A 17156-nucleotide genomic window follows, 5' to 3' on the forward strand; every position below is an offset into this window, starting at 1 on the left:
ATACGCGGGAGAGTAGCGAGAGAGCGAGCCGTCAGGCCAGCGCAGCGAGCACCTGCTCGGTGGAGCGCACGCGACCCAGTCGAGGAAAGATGTTCTCCACCGCAAAGCGGTGATGCTCAGCATTGGCCGCGCTCATCGCGTCTTCCACCAGTACCTGCTGGAAGCCTAGCTCGAACGCATTGCGCGCGGTGGACTCCACGCCGATGTTGGTCGACACGCCGGCCAGCACGATCTGCTTGATGCCGCGACGGCGCAGCTGCAGCTCCAGCTCGGTGCCGTAGAAGGCGCCCCATTGGCGCTTGATGATGTGGATATCGCCATCACCCGCGTTGAGTTCTTCCACGTATTCCAGCCAGTCCGCCGGTACTTCGCGTGAGGGTGGCATCTGGTCCGCCAGCGGACGCAAGGCATCGCGGCCGTCGGCGGAAAAGCCGACGCGCACCAGCGCCACGGGTGCCCCCAACGCCCGAAAACGGGCAGCGAGGCGACCCGCGCGTTCAGTCACTTCTTGCCAAGTGTGCGGTCCACCTGCGAATGCGGCGATCCCCTTCTGCAAGTCGATCAACACCAGGGCGGTCTGCTGCGGGTCAAGCTTTTCCATGGTCGGGCTCCACGAGGGGCGGTGCCGGGCACCGGGGGAGCGGCTTGCCGGGACACTGCCGTGACGGTAAACAACGAGCGGGCGCGCATCCGCCAACCGGGTTTTCGGCGCGTGGCGGAGCTGCCGTGCGAGAATAGATAAGTGAGGGAATCCTCACATAGGAGTTTATGAGGATGTCCTCACATAATTCAAGGCAAGAGAGCCGCTCGCCGCAACGCCGGCGCGGCCACGAGCGCGTTGCCGCCCTGTTGGCTGCTGCCTCCGACTGTTTCGTCGCAAAAGGTTACGACGCCACCACCATGACCGAGATCGCCGCGCAGGCGGGGGCCTCGATCGGCTCGCTCTACCAGTTCTTTCCCACCAAGGAGGCGCTGGCCGAAGCCCTGTTGCTACAGCACGCCGAGGCGCTTTACACCCGCATGGAACGCCTCGTTGCGCAGGCGCCCGGCTGGGACACCGACGAACTGGCGGCCCGCCTGCTGCGCACCTTTGCCGACTACCGGCGCCAGCATCCGTCTTACGTCGCGCTGGTGGACCTGGTCCATGAGCTGCCTTCTTTGCTGGGGCGCACCATACGTCAGCGCATGCGCGATTATCTGTGTCAGATTCTCGCGATACATGCGCCAGGCATCGCTGCCGGCGATCTCCGACCCGCAGCGTCGGTCGTGCAGCAGATGATGAAATCCGCCGTGGCGCTCCAAGACGAGCGCCCCATGGCACTACGCAAGGCCGCGCAAACCCAGCTGCAGCGCGCCCTGGCGCTCTACTTGCGCGCCCTCGCTGCCACACGCGGGATCGCGCACGTACACGCGTGAAGCGAAGACGGTGAAAACGTACGGCCATCTGGACGTCCGAACGTGCGTGGCGCACACGGCTTGATAAATTTCATAAGAAACTGTTGACAACCCGTAACGGCCCCCAGTAGGGTCGATTGCATGTCGCAGCGCAACAGCCCCGATCGCATTGCCGAACCGATCCGTCGCCTGACGGTCGCCGGCCCGCTGCGACTCCGTAACAACCTCCTTCTTGCCCTTGTACTCGTACTCCTCATTACCAACGGAGGTGCGGGCTGAGGGCGTGTGTCCAGGTAAAGCAGAAATAACCTGAATACGACCAAAGAACCCCGCACCCGACAACGGATGCGGGGTTTTTTATTGCCCAAACGGCGCGTGCCAGCGGAGCCAAAGATGACCCCACAGGACCACCCCAGCAGCGAGAGCGACGACGTGAGCGACGTAGCCGCCGAACGCGTGCGCATCTTCGACACCACCCTGCGCGATGGCGAGCAGGCGCCAGGCTTTTCCATGGACCGCCGCGCCAAGCTGCGCATGGCGCATGCGCTGGAAGCACTCGGCGTAGACGTGATCGAAGCGGGTTTCCCCAGCGCTTCGCCCGATGACTTCGGCTCGGTGGCCGAGATCGCCCGCGTACTGCGCGGACCCACCGTGTGCGGCCTGGCGCGCTGCCACGACAAGGACATCGAGGCCGCCGGCCGCGCCCTGGAAGGTGCCCGCCACGGCCGCATCCACCTGTTCCTGTCCACCAGCCCGCTGCATCGCGAGCACAAGCTCAACATGAGCAAGCAACAGGTGATCGACACCGCCAGCGCCTCCATCCAACGCGCCATCGCGCTGTGTCACGAGGTGGAGTTCTCCGCCGAGGACGCCACCCGCACCGAGCCCGAGTACCTGGTCGAGGTATTCAGCGCGGCCGTGGCGGCCGGCGCCACCACGCTCAACGTGCCCGATACCGTCGGCTACACCACGCCGACCGAAATGGCCGAACTCATCACCTACCTGCGCCAGCGCGTGCGCGGCGCGGAACGAGTCGTCTTTTCCACCCATTGCCACGATGACCTGGGCATGGGCGTCGCCAACAGCCTGGCTGGCGTGGCGGCGGGTGCGCGTCAGGTGGAGTGCACCATCAACGGCATTGGCGAACGCGCCGGTAACGCCTCGATGGAAGAGATCGTCATGGCGCTGCGCGTACGTGGTGCGTTCTACGGCGTGGACACCGGCATCGACACACGCAAGCTGTATCCCACCTCACGCCTGCTCACGCAGCTCACCGGGCAGAACGTGCCGCGCAACAAAGCGGTGGTGGGCGAAAACGCGTTTGCGCACGAGTCGGGCATCCATCAGCACGGCATGCTCAAGCATCGCGGCACCTACGAAATCATGCGGCCGCAAGATGTCGGCATGGGCGAGACTCGCCTGGTGCTGGGCAAGCATTCCGGCCGCCACGCGCTGCGCCAGCGCCTGGAAACCTTGGGCCACACGCCCGACGAAGCCGAGATGGACAACATCTTCGCGCGCTTCAAGACGCTAGCCGACAAGAAGCGCGAAGTGCACGACGAAGACCTGGAAGCCATCGCGCTGGGCATGGACCCGGAAGCAACCGGCCCCTGGCGGCTGGTGCAGCTCAACACCAACTCGCACCTGGGCGGCAGCGCCTCCGCCTCGGTACGCCTTATCCACGACGACGGCCCGGAAGTGGGCGAAGCCGCCATCGGCGACGGCCCGGTGGATGCGGTGCTCCGCGCCATCGAACGCGCCACCGGTACCACGCTGGACGTCACCCAGTTCCAGGTGCGTGCCGTGAGTGAAGGCGGCGACGCCCAAGGCCAGGCCCAGCTTACCGCCCGCCATGCCGAGCGCGACTGGCGCGGCGCCGGCGTCAGCACCGACATCATCGAGGCCACCGCGCAGGCGGCCCTCGCCATCGTCAACCGTATCGAGCGACAGGCCCCGGCGCAGCCGGCCGCCGCTGTCGCCCATCTGTAAACCGAAGGAGCATGCGATGACCACGCCATTTCTGTGGCACAACGGCCAAATCAAACCCTGGACCGAGGCCACGGTTCACGTCAGCACCCATGCGCTGCACTACGGCTCCTCGGTATTCGAAGGCGAGCGCGTCTACGCCACCCCGCAGGGCCCTGCCTACTTCCGCTTGGCCGATCACACGCGCCGCCTGTTCGAATCGGCCCGCGTGTACGAGATCGAGATCGGCTACACCGAAGACGAGATCAACGCGGCTTGCCATGAAGTGATCCGCGCCAACCGCATGAAGTCGGCCTATGTGCGCCCCATCGTGTTCCGCGGCGCGGGCGGCTTGGGTGTGCTGCCCAAGGGCGACTCGCCGGTGGATGTCGCCATCATGGCGCTGGAGTGGGGTGCCTACCTGGGCGACGCGATCGAGCACGGCGCCGATGTCTGCGTTTCCTCGTGGCACCGCCCGGCGCCCAACACTTTGCCGAGCTGGGCCAAGGCTGGTGGCAATTACCTCAGCAGCCAGCTGATCGCGCTCGAAGCGCGCCGCGGCGGCTACGCCGAAGGTATCGCGCTGGGCCACAACGGCCTGCTGAGCGAAGGTGCGGGCGAGAACCTGTTCCTGGTGAAGAACGGCAAGCTGCTCACGCCGCCGACCAGCGCAGGCATCCTGGCCGGCATCACGCGCGAGTCGGTAATCACCCTGGCCGGCGAACTCGGCATCGCGGTGGAAGAACGCGACCTGCCGCGCGAAGCGCTGTACACCGCCGACGAAATCTTCATGACCGGCACGGCCGCCGAGATCACGCCGGTGCGCTCGGTGGATCGCAAGACGGTCGGCAAGGGTCGACCAGGCGACATCACGCGCGCACTGCAGAAGGCTTTCTTCGGCCTGTTCGACGGCACCACCGACGACAAGTGGGGCTGGCTCAACCCGGTCTCCGATGTGGTCACCGCCGACCACGATGAAGCCAAAGCCAATGCCCACGGCCGCGTGTCTCAGCCGGCGTCCATGGGGGCCGTCGCATGAGCGCCAAAACGCTGTTCGAGAAGGTGTGGGAGTCGCATGTCGTCGCGGCCGAAACCACTGACACGCCCGCGATTCTCTACATCGACCTGCACCTGGTGCACGAAGTCACCTCACCGCAAGCCTTCAGCGAGCTGCGCGAGCGTGGCCTGAAACTGCGCCGGCCCGACCGTATGCTGGCCACGCTGGATCACTCCACGCCCACCCTGCCCGCCGACGCCAGCGGTGAACGTCCCTACGCCAATGCGGAAGCGAAGGCGCAGGTTGCACAACTGGAAACCAACTGTCGCGAGTTCGGCGTGGAGCTGCACGGCTGGGACAGCGACGATCGCGGCATCGTGCATGTGATCGGCCCCGAGCTGGGTGCCACCCAGCCGGGCATGACCATCGTGTGCGGCGACAGCCACACCTCCACTCACGGCGCCTTCGGTGCACTGGCCTTCGGCATCGGCACCACCGAAGTGGGCCACGTGATGGCCACCCAGTGCCTGCTGCAGCGCAAGCCCAAGACGCTGGCCATCCATGTGGACGGCCAACTGCCGGCAGGCGTAGGCGCCAAGGACCTGATCCTGCACATCATCGGCGAGATCGGCGTGGACGGTGGCACCGGCTATGTCATCGAGTATCGCGGCGAAGCCATCGAAGCCATGTCGATGGACGAGCGCATGACGGTGTGCAACATGTCGATCGAGGCTGGCGCGCGCGCCGGCATGATCGCACCGGACGCCACCACCTTCGCCTGGCTCAAGGGCCGCCCGCGTGCGCCGCAGGGCACCGCATGGGAGGCTGCCGTGGCGCGCTGGCAAGCATTGCGCACCGACCAAGGCGCCACCTACGACCGCGAAGTGCGCATCGACGCACGCCAGGTACGCCCCACCGTCACCTACGGTACGCATCCCGGCATGGCCATCGCCATGGACAAGCCGGTGCCGGCCGCGCGCAACGCGCAGGAAAAGCGCGCGCTCGATTACATGAAGAGTGAGGCCGGCAAGCCCATGCAAGGCACGCCGGTGGACGTGGTGTTCGTCGGTAGCTGCACCAATTCGCGCCTGTCCGACCTGCGCGAAGCGGCGCAGGTGCTGCGCGGCCGTCGCGTCGCCGATGGTGTACGCATGCTGGTGGTGCCGGGTTCCGAAGCCGTGCGCCGTGATGCGGAGCACGAAGGCTTGCACCACGTGTTCACCGCCGCCGGCGCCGAGTGGCGCGTGCCGGGTTGCTCCATGTGCATCGCCATGAATGGCGACCTGGCTCAGCCGGGCCAACTGGTGGTGAGCACCTCCAACCGCAACTTCGAGGGTCGCCAAGGCAAGGGGGCGCGCACGGTGCTGGCGAGCCCAGCCACGGCGGCCGCTTCCGCACTGGCCGGCCGCATCGCCGACCCGCGCGACTACCTGCAGGAGGCTGCCGCATGAAGCCCATCACTCGCCTCCACTCGCGCACCGCTGTGCTGCCGGACGAGAACATCGATACCGATCGCATCATTCCCGCGCGCTTTCTCACCACCACCGAGCGCGCCGGCCTGGGCAAGCTGTGCTTCAACGACTGGCGCTACCAGGCCGATGGAAGCGACAACCCAGCGTTTCCGCTGAATCAGCCGCAGGCGAAGGGTTGCCACATTCTCGTCGCGGGCCGCAATTTCGGTTGCGGTTCGTCGCGCGAACACGCGCCTTGGGCACTGCTCGATTACGGCATCCAGGCCGTGCTGTGCAGCGAGATCGCGGACATCTTCCGCAACAACGCATTGAAGAACGGGCTGCTCGCCATTGTGCTCGACGAAGCCGAACACCGCTGGTTGCTGGAGCACCCAGGCATCGAGCTGTCCATCGACGTGAGGGAGCAGGTCATCGCCCTGCCCGACGGCGGTCACATCCGCTTCCAGCTCGAACCCTTCGCCCGCCACTGCCTGCTCAACGGCGTGGACCAGCTGGGTTATCTGCAACAGCACGCCAACGCCATTACCGCCTACGAACAACGCGTGGAGAAAGCCGCATGAGAGCGCATATCGTCACCCTGCCCGGCGACGGCGTCGGCCCCGAGGTCACCGCAGCGGCCGTGGCCGTGCTCGATGCGGTCGCCGCCCACTTCGACCACCACTTCCATTTCGAGGAACAGCTGATCGGCGGCTGCGCCATCGACGCCACCGGCGAGCCGCTGCCCGCGGCCTCACTGGAAGCATGCAAGGCCGCTGATGCTGTGCTGCTTGGCGCGGTGGGCGGCCCCAAGTGGTCCGACCCCAACGCACCAGTGCGTCCTGAGCAGGGCCTGCTGGCGCTGCGCGCCGCCCTGGGCGTGTACGCCAATCTGCGTCCGCTGCAGGTGCATCCGGCGTTGGCCGCGCTGTCGCCCTTGAAGAATGAAAAGCTCAAGAACGTCGACGTGCTGTTCGTGCGCGAGCTCACCGGCGGCGCCTACTTCGGTGCCAAGACGCGCACCATCGATACCGCCACCGACGAATGCAAGTACACGGTGGCCGAAGTGGAGCGCGTGGTGCGCCGTGCCTTCGCACTTGCGCGCGAGCGCCGCAAGCACGTCACCTCGGTGGACAAGGCCAACGTGCTGGAAACCTCGCGCTTGTGGCGCAGCACCGTGCAGCGCGTGGCCGCCGAGTTTCCCGACGTGAAGCTGGAGCATCAGTTGGTCGATTCCATGGCCATGCTGCTGCTCACCCAGCCGGCTCGCTACGACGTGGTGGTCACCGAGAACCTGTTCGGCGACATCCTCACCGACGAAGCCGCCGCGCTGGCCGGCTCGCTGGGCCTGCTGCCCTCCGCCTCGCTGGGTGAAGGCAAGGGCGGACTGTACGAACCCATCCATGGCTCGGCACCGGATATCGCCGGCCAGGGCGTGGCCAACCCCACCGGCGCGATGCTGTCGGCAGCCATGCTGCTGCGCCACTCGCTGGGGCTGGAACAGGAAGCGGTTGCCGTGGAGGGTGCCGTAGCGCACGTGATCGAACACGGCCCGCACACTCGCGACATCGGTGGCCACGCCACCACCCAGGAAGTGCTCGACGCCGTGTTGGCAGCGCTGGACGAACACGCCTGCAACGCAGCGGCATTCCTGCGCTGGGGGCGCGCCTGCGGATGAACACCTCTCCCTGTCTCTTTCAGCTATCGGAATACACGCATGCGCAGTGACCTGATCAAGACCGGCCCCGACCGTGCCCCCGCGCGCGCCATGCTGCGCGCCACCGGCATGGACGACGCGGCCATCGCCAAACCGCTGGTGGCCGTTGTGCACACGTGGTCCAACGTGAGCCCGTGCAACCTCAACCTGCGCGAGCTCGCCGAACACGTGGCAGAAGGCATCCGCGCCGCCGGCGGCACCCCCGTAGAGTTCAATACCATCGCGGTCACCGATGGCATTGCCATGGGCACGCCGGGCATGCGCGCCTCGCTGATCAGCCGCGAGGTGATCACCGACTCCATCGAGCTGGCCGTGGATGGCCACTGCCTGGATGCGATGGTGGTGCTGTGCGGTTGCGACAAGACCATTCCTGCCGCCGCCATGGCCATGGCACGCCTGAACATTCCCAGCGTGGCGTTGTACGGCGGCACCATTGCGCACGGCACGCACGACAACCATCCCATCACCATCCAGCAGGTGTTTGAGGCGGTGGGCGCGCACGGCGCAGGCAAAATCGACGACGCCGAACTGACCTCCGTGGAACGTGACGCCTGCCCCGGCGCCGGTGCCTGCGGCGGCCAGTTCACCGCCAACACGATGGCGATGGTGCTGACCACGCTGGGCCTGTCGCCGATGGGCTTCAATGACATTCCGGCCACGCACCCGGCCAAGCCGGCCGCCGCCCGCCGCTGCGGCGAACTGGTGATGGAATGCCTTAAGGAGGGTCGCACGCCGCGCGAGCTGCTCACCGAAACAGCCTTTCGCAACGCCGCACGCATGGTCGCTGCCACCGCTGGCTCCACCAACGCCGTGTTGCATCTGTTGGCCATCGCCCGCGAAGCGGGCACGCCGTGGACGCTGGAGGACTTCGAGCCGGCATCCAAGCACACCCCGGTGATCGCCGACTTGCTGCCGGGCGGCCGCTACACCGCCGTTGAAATGTTCGGCGCGGGCGGCAGCGCACGCGTGGCGCAGGAGCTGATCGCCGCAGACATGCTGGTCGATGCCCCCACCGTCACCGGTCGCAGCCTGTTCGAGGAAACCGCGCTCGCGCCGCGCGCTGCACAACAGGATGTCGTGCATTCGGTGTCTCAGCCGCTCAAGCCGCGCGGCGGTTACTCCATCCTTTATGGCAACCTCGCGCCGGAAGGCTGCATCCTCAAGCTCGCCGGCAAGGGCGCCAATCATTTTGAAGGTCGCGCCCGCGTGTTCGAGAGCGAGGAACAGGCTTTCGCTGCGGTGCAGGATGGCCTCATCGAAAAGGGCGATGTCATCGTCATCCGCAACGAAGGCCCCGCCGGTGGCCCGGGCATGCGCGAAATGCTGGGCGTCACCGCGGCCCTGGTCGGTCGCGGCCTGGGCGACGACGTCGCGCTGATTACCGATGGCCGCTTCTCCGGTGCCACGCACGGCTACATGGTGGGCCACATCGCCCCCGAAGCCGTGCGCGGCGGCCCCATCGCCCTGCTGCGCGACGGCGATGCGATCCGCATCGACGCCGACACGCGCCAGATCAGCACCACCGCCGACCTCGCCGCACGCCGCGCCGGCTGGCAGCCGCCGGCACCCAAGGTCACGCGCGGCGCACTGGCCAAGTACGCCCGACTGGTCGGCTCCGCCTCCGACGGCGCCACCACGCACCCATCCGCTACACGCAGTAGTTCCGCTTCCTCCACTTCCCACCACGTCCACGAAGACACGACCGCAGGAGTCACCGCATGAGCAACAACACCAACGACACGCTGGCCAAGGCCCGCATCGCCGTCCTCGGCTATGGCAGCCAGGGCCGCGCCCACGCCCTCAACCTGCGCGACTCCGGTCTCGACGTGGTGGTCGGACTGCGCAAGGGTGGCCCTTCGTGGGAGAAGGCCCGCGCCGAAGGCTTCAACGTGGCCGAGCCGAGCGAGGCCGTGAAGGGCGCGGACCTGATCGCCGTACTCACCCCCGACATGGTGCAGCCGGCGCTGTACAAGGAACACATCGAGCCCAACATCAAGCCGGGCGCCGCACTGCTGTTCGCGCACGGCTTCAACGTGCACTTCAAGCAGATCGAGCCGCGCACCGACATCGACGTGATCCTGGTGGCACCGAAGGGCCCGGGCGCACTGGTGCGTCGCGAGTATGAAATTGGCCGCGGCGTGCCCAGCATCTGGGCGATCCACCAGGACGTCAGCGGCGAGGCGGAAGCCAAGGCCAAGGCCTATGCCGACGGCATCGGCGGCGGTCGCGCGCTGCTCATCAAGACCGACTTCAAGGAAGAAACCGAAACCGACCTGTTCGGCGAACAGGCCGTGCTGTGCGGCGGCGCCAGCTCGCTGGTTCAGGCCGGCTTCGAAACGCTGGTGGAAGCCGGCTACCAGCCTGAAATCGCCTATTACGAAGTGCTGCACGAACTGAAGCTCATCGTGGACCTGTTCTATGAAGGCGGCATCGCGCGCATGCTCGAGTTCGTCTCCGAAACCGCTCAGTACGGTGACTACGTGAGCGGCCCGCGCGTGATCGACGCCGGCACCAAGGCACGCATGAAGGACGTGCTCAAGGACATCCAGGACGGCACCTTCGCCCGCAATTGGATCGCCGAGTACAACGCCGGCCTGCCGAACTACAAGAAGTTCAAGCAGGCCGATCTTGAGCATCCGGTGGAGCAGGTTGGCGCCCAGCTGCGTGCGCGTATGCCTTGGCTGCAAGCCAACGCGCCCAAGCAAGCCGCCGAGCCGCTCAAGAAGGTGGGCTGATCGCCGCGCCCGTCACGCCATCGGATGCCGGCGTGACGGGCCAAGCGCGGTCGCTTCGATCGACCCGTTTTTGGTTTCACTTCATGAGGGGCGTCTATCCCGCAGGCGCACATTTGGCCCTCGCCATCCCTCCCTTGCTCCGGCAAGGGAGGGCGTTTTTTCCAAATTCATGCTGACCGCCGGAACTGCGGCGAACCCAGGGAAAACCTACCGTCGTGAACATGCCATTGCAGAAAGACGTATCCGCACCCATGGCGAGCCACCCGCTCGCTGGCCAGACCATGAGCGGCGCGGAAGTAGTGGTGCAGGTATTGGCCGACGAAGGCGTCAACGTGCTGTTCGGCTATTCGGGCGGTGCAATCCTGCCGGTGTACGACGCCGTGTTCCGCTACAACGCTACCCATCTCTCGCCGCTGGGCGGCGAGCCCATGCCGCTGATCGTGCCGGCCAACGAGCAGGGCGCGGGTTTCATGGCGGCCGGTTACGCGCGCGCCTCGGGCAAGGTGGGTGTGGCCATCGTCACCTCCGGCCCCGGCGCCACCAATATGGTCACGCCGGTGCGCGACGCCATGTCCGATTCGGTGCCCATGGTGGTGATCTGCGGCCAGGTGCCCACGGCCGCGCTGGGCAGCGACGCGTTCCAGGAGGCACCGATCAGCAACATCATGAGTCCCTGCGCCAAGCATGTGTTTCTGGTCACCGATTCATCGCGCCTGGAGGCCACGTTGCGCACGGCCTTCGAGATCGCTCGCAGCGGGCGTCCGGGACCCGTGGTGGTCGACATTCCCAAGGACGTGCAGAACACGCCGCTCGACTTCGCAGGAGAAGGCACCCTGCCCATCCTGGGTTACCGTGCACGCCAGCACGCCATCGAGCACGCGCGGCTGGACGACGCGCAGTGCGAGGCATTTTTCGAAGCGCTGGGCAAAGCCAAGCGTCCACTCATTTACGCCGGTGGCGGTGTCATCGCTGCCGAAGCAGCTGCTACGTTGCGCGCTTTCGTGCAGCAGTTCGGTCTGCCCGTTACCACCACCTTGATGGGGCTTGGCGCGGTGGACACCACCGAGCCGCTGGCCCTGCACATGCTGGGTATGCACGGCACCGCTTACGCCAACTATGCGGTAGAAGATTGCGACTTCCTGTTTGCGCTCGGCGCGCGCTTCGACGATCGCGTGGCCAGCGTGCCGGATCGCTTCGCGCCGCATGCGCGTTTCATCGCACAGATCGATATCGACCCTGCCGAGATCGGCAAGGTCAAGACCGTGCACTGGCATCACCACAGCGACCTGGATCGCACGCTGTCGCGCCTGCAGCAATACGGCGTGCGTCACGGCCTGCACTTCGCCGCCGAAGGTCGCTTTCAGGCCTGGCACGAGCACATCGCCGACCTTAAGCGCGTGCATGCGCTCAACTATGACCGCGAGAGCAGCCTGATCCAGCCGCAGGCGGTGATCGAGGCGATCAATCGACGCACCCAGGGCCGCGCGGTGATCAGTACGGGCGTGGGCCAGCATCAGATGTGGGCGGCGCAGTACTTCGATTTCCGCGAACCGCGCCATTGGCTCACCTCCGGCTCCATGGGCACCATGGGCTTTGGCCTGCCCGCCGCCATCGGCGCGCAGTTCGCGCGACGTGATGCGGTGGTGATCGATATCGACGGCGACGCCAGCATCCGCATGAACCTGGGCGAGCTGGAAACCGTCACCACGTACGGCCTGCCGGTGAAGGTGGTGGTGCTCAACAACATTGGCGATGGCATGGTGCGCCAGTGGCAGAAGCTGTTCTTTCGTGGCCGCTTCGCCTCGTCCGACAAGAGCCTCCACAAGAAGGATTTCATCAAAGCCGCGCAGGCCGATGGCTTCGAGTGGGCGCGACGACTGGAGCGCAAGGAGGACCTGGAGCAGACCATCGCCGAGTTCCTGGCGTTTGAAGGCCCAGCGTTCCTGGAAGTGATGATCGACACTGACGCCGGCGTCTACCCGATGGTGGGTCCGGGTTCGACCTACGCGCAGATGATCACCGGCGATTTCATTCCGTCACGCGTGGCCCCGCCCAGCGGCGGCGATGCCACCTCGGACATGTTCTAAGGATGCTCCGATTTTGATCGTCATTCCCGCGAAAGCTGGAAGCGCCTTTCAACAGCCGAAGGGCTGGTCATCCAGCGCCTGCAAACACTTGCAGGTAGAGGCACTGGATTCCTGCTTTTGCAGGAATGACGAGCAACGTGTCCTCGAATCAGACTTTCCCGAAGGCACCACCACCAACGCCGCCACGCGCACCACGGAGCACCACCATGAAACACACGCTGTCCATCCTGCTGCAGAACGAATCGGGCGCGCTGATGCGCGTTGCCGGCATGTTCGCCGCACGCCATTGCAACATCGACTCGCTTACCGTCAGCGCCACCGAGGATCCGCAGGTATCCCAGCTCACCCTGGTGATGCATGGCGCGGATGACACGGTGGAACAGATCATCAAGCAGACCCGCAAGCTGGTGGATGTAATCGAAGTGAGCCACCCCATCGCCGCGCCCGCCGCATGAATGCACTGGCCGCCAGCGTCACCAGCGACGCAATCAGCGAGCACGACCTGCTGCGCCGCACGCTGGGCGCGCGTGTGTACGACGTAGCGAGAGAGAGTGCGTTGGAGCATGCCCCGTTGCTATCCACGCGGCTGGGGCAGCACGTATTGCTCAAGCGCGAGGACCAGCAGCCTGTGTTCTCCTTCAAGCTGCGCGGCGCCTACAACCGCATGGCGACACTCGATGCGGCGCAGCGCGCGCGTGGCGTGATCGCCGCGTCCGCTGGCAATCACGCGCAGGGCGTAGCGCTGGCGGCAGCTCGACTTGGCATTCAGGCGGTCATCGTAATGCCGGTCACGGCGCCGCAGGTGAAGGTGGACGCAGTGCGTCGCTTTGGTGGTGCGCAGGTGGAGGTGGTGCTCGCCGGCGACTCCTACAGCGACGCCCAAGCCGCCGCCGCACGGCTGCAGGCCGAGCGTGGCTACACCTTCGTGCATCCCTTCGACGATGCCGAGGTCATCGCCGGGCAGGCCACGGTGGGCATGGAGATCCTGCGCCAGCACCCCGGCCCGCTGCATGCCATCTTCGTACCGGTAGGCGGTGGCGGCTTGCTGGCCGGCATCGCCGGCTATGTGAAAGCGCTGCGCCCGGAAGTCAAAGTAATTGGCGTGCAGACCTGCGACTCCGACGCGATGGCGCAATCGTTGGAACGCGGCGCACCGGTCACGCTCGCTGAAGTGGGCCTGTTCGCTGACGGCACCGCGGTGAAGCGCGTGGGCGACCTCACGTTCGAGCTGTGCCAACGCCATGTGGATGCAATGCTGCGGGTGGATACGGATGCCATCTGCGCTGCCATCCGTGACGTGTTCCAGGACACCCGCAGCGTGCCCGAACCCGCTGGCGCGCTCGCCCTGGCCGGTCTCAAGCAATATGTCGCCGAACATGGCGCGAGCGATGCGCCGATGGTGGCGGTGGTGTCCGGCGCTAACCTTAATTTCGATCGCCTGCGCTTCGTTGCCGAGCGCGCGGAAGTGGGTGAGCAACGCGAAGCCGTGTTCGCTGTGACCATTCCGGAGGAACGCGGCAGCTTTCGGCGCTTCTGCGCAGCGCTCGACCAGCGCAACATCACCGAGTTCAACTACCGCATCGGCGATGCGGCGCAGGCGCATATCTTCGTGGGCGTGCAGACCAGCCATCGCGACGAGCGGCATACCTTGATCGATGCCTTCCGCGCGCATGGTTTTGGCGTGCTGGACCTCACCGACGACGAACTGGCCAAGCTCCACCTGCGCCACATGATCGGCGGCAGCTCGCCGCTGGCACACGATGAATTGCTGTACCGCTTCGAGTTTCCCGAGCGCCCCGGTGCACTGACCCGCTTCCTTGGCCATATGCACCCGGACTGGAACATCAGCCTGTTCCATTACCGCAACCAGGGCGCCGACTATGGCCGCATCCTGGTCGGCATCCAGGTACCGCAGCACGAACGCGTGCTGTTCCAGGCCTTCCTTGAGACGCTGGGCTACCCGCATCGCGACGAAAGCGACAACCCGGCCTATCGGCTGCTATTGCGCTAGGGAAGGTCTGACCAATCGACTTCTTGTCCGTCATTCCTGCGGACCCCAAAAAGGGGGCGAGAGCAGGAGGTGCTTTCTAACAGCCGAAGGGCTGGTCATCCAGTGCCTTTACGCTCAGGCGCTTACAGGCGCTGGATCCCAGCCTTCGCTGGGATGACGATCAAATTCAGAGCATCCCTAGGGATGTTCTGGTTCTAATCACTGTCCCAGCGAAAACGGGAATGACGAGCAAACGGTCGCCTAATCGGGTCTTCCCAGCGACTCAGTGCTCGACCACTTCCAGCTCGAACACGTGGTTGTCGTAGTCGCTGAAGTAGAGCGCGGTGTCATCGCGCGCCATCTGGTAATCCAGCGCCAGCGCATCAAGCCGCTGTGCGCAGGCTAACTGCTCGGCCTTGCTCACCCGAAAAGCGATGTGATCGCCGTTGCGTGCGGCCGGCCCCTGCCCTTTGATCAGGGCGAACTCCAGCCCGGCCAACTGCACCACTACCTCCGGGTGGGCGTGCGCGGGGTCTTCCTCCTGGGTGATACGGGCGTCCTCGAATACGCCGGTCAGCAGGTGCGCGGTACGCGTGGGGTGGGCCACGATCAGGGCGATATGGCTGAGTGCACGGGGCATGGCGAACCTCGTTCTGACGGCGGTAATCCATTCAGTCTAGAGGGTTTTATGACGGGGCTGCGACAGCCAACAACCTGCAAACCGGTGCGCCGTCACACGACCCCTGAGGGGCGGGCACGCTAAACTTGTTAGATGGCTCCCCTTTCCCGCAAGCGCCAGAAGCGCACTCTGTCGTCCTCCGTTGCAGCGCGGCCGCGCCCAGGCGCCACGCCCACGACGGCCTCCACTGCCCAGCCGGCGGACAGCTCCACCCGCGCCACCCGCGTGCTGGATTGGCTGTTGCGCTGGATGCCCGCAGCCCATCGCGCCAAGGCCCGGGATGTCCTGGTGCTCACCCGCATGGATCGCCCCATTGGCGCGCTGTTGCTGCTTTGGCCCACGTGGTGGGCGCTGTGGCTGGCGGCGGCGGATTTCCCCCCGGTGAAACTGCTGGTGATCTTTACCCTGGGCGTTTTCTCCATGCGCGCCGCTGGTTGCGCGATCAACGACTACGCCGACCGCAAGCTCGACCCGCAAGTGGCGCGTACCGCAGGCCGCCCCATCGCCGCCGGGCGGGTAACGCCGCGCGAGGCGTTGATCGTCTTCGGCGTGCTGCTCGCGTTCTCTTTCGTGCTGGTGCTGTTCACCAACGCTTTCACCGTGTGGCTCGCCTTCGGCGGCGCGGCGCTGGCGGCGATCTATCCGTTCACCAAGCGCTATACCAACATGCCTCAGGTGGTGCTTGGCGCTGCCTTCGGCTGGTCCATTCCGATGGCCTTCGGTGCGGTCAGCGGTCATGTGCCGGCGGTGGGCTGGCTGCTGTTCATCGCCAACATTCTGTGGTCGGTGATCTACGACACCCAGTACGCCATGGTAGACCGCGACGACGACATCAAGGCGGGCGCCAAGTCCACGGCGATCCTGTTCGGGGATGCCGACCTGCCGATCCTTGGCATCCTGATGGGCACCTTCCTGCTGGCCATGCTTTTCGTGGGCCAGCGCAGCGGGCTGGGCTGGCCGTACTGGCTGTCCCTGCTGGGGGCAGCGGCGCTTTTTGGCTGGCAGATGTGGCGCACTCGGGAGCGCGAGCGCAACGCCTGCCTGTGGGCGTTCCGCAACAACAACTGGCTGGGCATGGTGCTGTGGATCGGCATCGTGCTAGCGCTGGCGGTGCGCTGAACGCTCACGACGCCGGCACGCGCGTCCGCGCATAGTCATGACCAAGCGTGTCGAAATCGACCGGCCTCGTTCGACGTTGGGATAAAGGGCGCCATGGCAACCACCAGCGCCCTCCCACCAGCCACGGAGTCATGACAATGCGATTCATAGCCATGGTGCGGGCCACCCGCGTGTCCGAAGCCGGCGAGATGCCGAGCGAGAAGCTGCTGACGGAAATGGGCCGCTTCAATGAGGAGCTGGTCAAAGCCGGCGTGCTACTAGCTGCGGAGGGTCTGCACCCAAGTATGCATGGCGCGCGTGTGCGCTACGACGGCGAAGAGCGTACGGTCATCGATGGCCCCTTTGCGGAAACCAAGGAGCTGATCGCGGGGTTCTGGTTGCTGCAATGCGCCTCGCTTGAAGAGGCCGTGCAGTGGCTCAAGCGTGCGCCCAATCCATTCGAGGGCATGTCCAGCGAAGTGGAAATCCGCCGCGTGTTCGAAGCGGAGGATTTCGGCGAGATACTCACGCCCGAGCTGCGCGAACAGGAAGACCGTATTCGCGCCGTCATCGAACGCCCATCCTGAGCCAGGAGCGCGTCATGTTGATCCAACCCTACCTGTTCTTCGAGGGCCACGCCGAAGAGGCGCTGACGTTCTATACCCAAGCCGTGGGTGCCCAGGTACAGACCCTGCTGCGCTACAAGGAAAACCCCCAGCCGGGCAACGCCGGCCCAAACCCGCCCGATGGCGAGAAGATCATGCACGCCAGCATGCGCATCGGCGAATCGCTGGTGAACCTGTCCGATGGCGAGTGCCTCGGCGAGCCGGACTTTCGCGGATTTTCGCTCACGCTCACCACCAGCAGCGACGAGCAGGCCACGCGCTACTTCAACGCGCTGCTCGATGGTGGCCAGGTGCAAATGCCGCTCAGCAAAACCTTCTTCGCCTCCAGCTTCGGCATGTTGCGCGATCGCTTCGGCGTGCATTGGATGGTGATGGGGCCGCCGGCGTGATGGCGATGACGCCTTGCACGCGCGCGCTGC

At 65.8% G+C, this 17156-nt stretch carries 16 protein-coding genes; 14 read left to right on the forward strand and 2 right to left on the reverse strand.

The genetic code is table 11. The features are described 5' to 3' along the window. Nucleotides 1-31: 31 nt before the first annotated feature. Nucleotides 32-601: a hydrolase gene (locus AC3G2C_RS14945; protein ID WP_488385417.1), complete on the reverse strand. Its 570-nt coding sequence runs from the start codon at nt 599-601 to the stop codon at nt 32-34. Nucleotides 602-774: 173 nt separating this feature from the next. Between AC3G2C_RS14945 and AC3G2C_RS14950 the strand changes: the two genes are divergently transcribed. The 11 genes from AC3G2C_RS14950 (at nt 775) to ilvA (ending at nt 14355) form a co-directional block, all read left to right on the forward strand. Further along, complete coding sequence (locus AC3G2C_RS14950; protein WP_488385418.1) at nt 775-1416, forward strand: TetR/AcrR family transcriptional regulator; 642 nt, start codon at nt 775-777, stop codon at nt 1414-1416. Nucleotides 1417-1788: 372 nt separating this feature from the next. Next, on the forward strand, nt 1789-3384 hold the full coding sequence (locus tag AC3G2C_RS14955) for a 2-isopropylmalate synthase (protein ID WP_488385419.1): 1596 nt from the start codon (nt 1789-1791) through the stop codon (nt 3382-3384). Nucleotides 3385-3400: 16 nt separating this feature from the next. Continuing rightward, nucleotides 3401-4399, forward strand: a complete 999-nt coding sequence (locus tag AC3G2C_RS14960; protein ID WP_488385420.1) for a branched-chain amino acid transaminase — start codon at nt 3401-3403, stop codon at nt 4397-4399. Beyond that, nucleotides 4396-5808, forward strand: a complete 1413-nt coding sequence (leuC, locus tag AC3G2C_RS14965; RefSeq protein ID WP_488385421.1) for a 3-isopropylmalate dehydratase large subunit — start codon at nt 4396-4398, stop codon at nt 5806-5808. Before AC3G2C_RS14960 ends, leuC begins: the two co-directional genes overlap by 4 nt. Then, the gene (gene leuD / locus AC3G2C_RS14970; protein WP_488385422.1) at nt 5805-6389 is read left to right on the forward strand and encodes a 3-isopropylmalate dehydratase small subunit; all 585 of its coding nucleotides are present in this window, start codon (nt 5805-5807) and stop codon (nt 6387-6389) included. Before leuC ends, leuD begins: the two co-directional genes overlap by 4 nt. Continuing rightward, complete coding sequence (gene leuB, locus AC3G2C_RS14975) at nt 6386-7483, forward strand: 3-isopropylmalate dehydrogenase (RefSeq protein WP_488385423.1); 1098 nt, start codon at nt 6386-6388, stop codon at nt 7481-7483. Before leuD ends, leuB begins: the two co-directional genes overlap by 4 nt. Nucleotides 7484-7522: 39 nt before the next feature. Beyond that, nucleotides 7523-9244 (forward strand): dihydroxy-acid dehydratase, encoded by a 1722-nt coding sequence (ilvD, locus tag AC3G2C_RS14980; protein ID WP_488385424.1) that lies wholly within the window; start codon nt 7523-7525, stop codon nt 9242-9244. Next, on the forward strand, nt 9241-10257 hold the full coding sequence (gene ilvC / locus AC3G2C_RS14985) for a ketol-acid reductoisomerase (protein ID WP_488385425.1): 1017 nt from the start codon (nt 9241-9243) through the stop codon (nt 10255-10257). The genes ilvD and ilvC overlap by 4 nt, the downstream gene beginning before the upstream one ends. A gap of 221 nt (nt 10258-10478) precedes the next feature. Next, complete coding sequence (gene ilvB, locus AC3G2C_RS14990) at nt 10479-12344, forward strand: biosynthetic-type acetolactate synthase large subunit (protein WP_488385480.1); 1866 nt, start codon at nt 10479-10481, stop codon at nt 12342-12344. A 206-nt stretch (nt 12345-12550) separates the two neighbouring features. After that, nucleotides 12551-12799: an acetolactate synthase small subunit gene (ilvN, locus tag AC3G2C_RS14995; protein ID WP_488385426.1), complete on the forward strand. Its 249-nt coding sequence runs from the start codon at nt 12551-12553 to the stop codon at nt 12797-12799. Further along, entirely contained in the window at nt 12796-14355 is a 1560-nt protein-coding gene (ilvA, locus tag AC3G2C_RS15000; protein WP_488385427.1) for a threonine ammonia-lyase, biosynthetic, read from the forward strand. Before ilvN ends, ilvA begins: the two co-directional genes overlap by 4 nt. Nucleotides 14356-14617: 262 nt before the next feature. Here the strand turns inward: ilvA and AC3G2C_RS15005 are convergent, their stop codons facing one another. Further along, complete coding sequence (locus AC3G2C_RS15005; RefSeq protein ID WP_488385428.1) at nt 14618-14974, reverse strand: VOC family protein; 357 nt, start codon at nt 14972-14974, stop codon at nt 14618-14620. A gap of 132 nt (nt 14975-15106) precedes the next feature. On the opposite strand from AC3G2C_RS15005, the gene ubiA reads away from it, so the two are divergent. From ubiA to AC3G2C_RS15020, 3 genes are all read left to right on the forward strand, one after another. After that, on the forward strand, nt 15107-16132 hold the full coding sequence (ubiA, locus tag AC3G2C_RS15010; protein WP_488385429.1) for a 4-hydroxybenzoate octaprenyltransferase: 1026 nt from the start codon (nt 15107-15109) through the stop codon (nt 16130-16132). Between the two features lie 137 nt (nt 16133-16269). Beyond that, complete coding sequence (locus tag AC3G2C_RS15015) at nt 16270-16698, forward strand: YciI family protein (protein ID WP_488385430.1); 429 nt, start codon at nt 16270-16272, stop codon at nt 16696-16698. Between the two features lie 14 nt (nt 16699-16712). After that, nucleotides 16713-17126: a VOC family protein gene (locus AC3G2C_RS15020; RefSeq protein ID WP_488385431.1), complete on the forward strand. Its 414-nt coding sequence runs from the start codon at nt 16713-16715 to the stop codon at nt 17124-17126. Nucleotides 17127-17156 lie beyond the last annotated feature (30 nt).

Source organism: Frateuria sp. sgz306004 (assembly GCF_057750885.1).

Bases quoted from the DNA above. Each gene is read 5' to 3' on its own strand.
- leuD (WP_488385422.1), top strand. From the start codon at position 5,805: ATGAAGCCCATCACTCGCCTCCACTCGCGCACCGCTGTGCTGCCGGAC.
- AC3G2C_RS15020 (WP_488385431.1), top strand. From the start codon at position 16,713: ATGTTGATCCAACCCTACCTGTTCTTCGAGGGCCACGCCGAAGAGGCG.
- AC3G2C_RS14950 (WP_488385418.1), top strand. From the start codon at position 775: ATGTCCTCACATAATTCAAGGCAAGAGAGCCGCTCGCCGCAACGCCGG.
- AC3G2C_RS15015 (WP_488385430.1), top strand. From the start codon at position 16,270: ATGCGATTCATAGCCATGGTGCGGGCCACCCGCGTGTCCGAAGCCGGC.
- ilvB (WP_488385480.1), top strand. From the start codon at position 10,479: ATGCCATTGCAGAAAGACGTATCCGCACCCATGGCGAGCCACCCGCTC.
- leuC (WP_488385421.1), top strand. From the start codon at position 4,396: ATGAGCGCCAAAACGCTGTTCGAGAAGGTGTGGGAGTCGCATGTCGTC.
- ilvC (WP_488385425.1), top strand. From the start codon at position 9,241: ATGAGCAACAACACCAACGACACGCTGGCCAAGGCCCGCATCGCCGTC.
- AC3G2C_RS14945 (WP_488385417.1), bottom strand. From the start codon at position 601: ATGGAAAAGCTTGACCCGCAGCAGACCGCCCTGGTGTTGATCGACTTG.
- leuB (WP_488385423.1), top strand. From the start codon at position 6,386: ATGAGAGCGCATATCGTCACCCTGCCCGGCGACGGCGTCGGCCCCGAG.
- AC3G2C_RS15005 (WP_488385428.1), bottom strand. From the start codon at position 14,974: ATGCCCCGTGCACTCAGCCATATCGCCCTGATCGTGGCCCACCCCACG.
- ilvD (WP_488385424.1), top strand. From the start codon at position 7,523: ATGCGCAGTGACCTGATCAAGACCGGCCCCGACCGTGCCCCCGCGCGC.
- AC3G2C_RS14955 (WP_488385419.1), top strand. From the start codon at position 1,789: ATGACCCCACAGGACCACCCCAGCAGCGAGAGCGACGACGTGAGCGAC.
- ilvN (WP_488385426.1), top strand. From the start codon at position 12,551: ATGAAACACACGCTGTCCATCCTGCTGCAGAACGAATCGGGCGCGCTG.
- AC3G2C_RS14960 (WP_488385420.1), top strand. From the start codon at position 3,401: ATGACCACGCCATTTCTGTGGCACAACGGCCAAATCAAACCCTGGACC.
- ubiA (WP_488385429.1), top strand. From the start codon at position 15,107: ATGGCTCCCCTTTCCCGCAAGCGCCAGAAGCGCACTCTGTCGTCCTCC.
- ilvA (WP_488385427.1), top strand. From the start codon at position 12,796: ATGAATGCACTGGCCGCCAGCGTCACCAGCGACGCAATCAGCGAGCAC.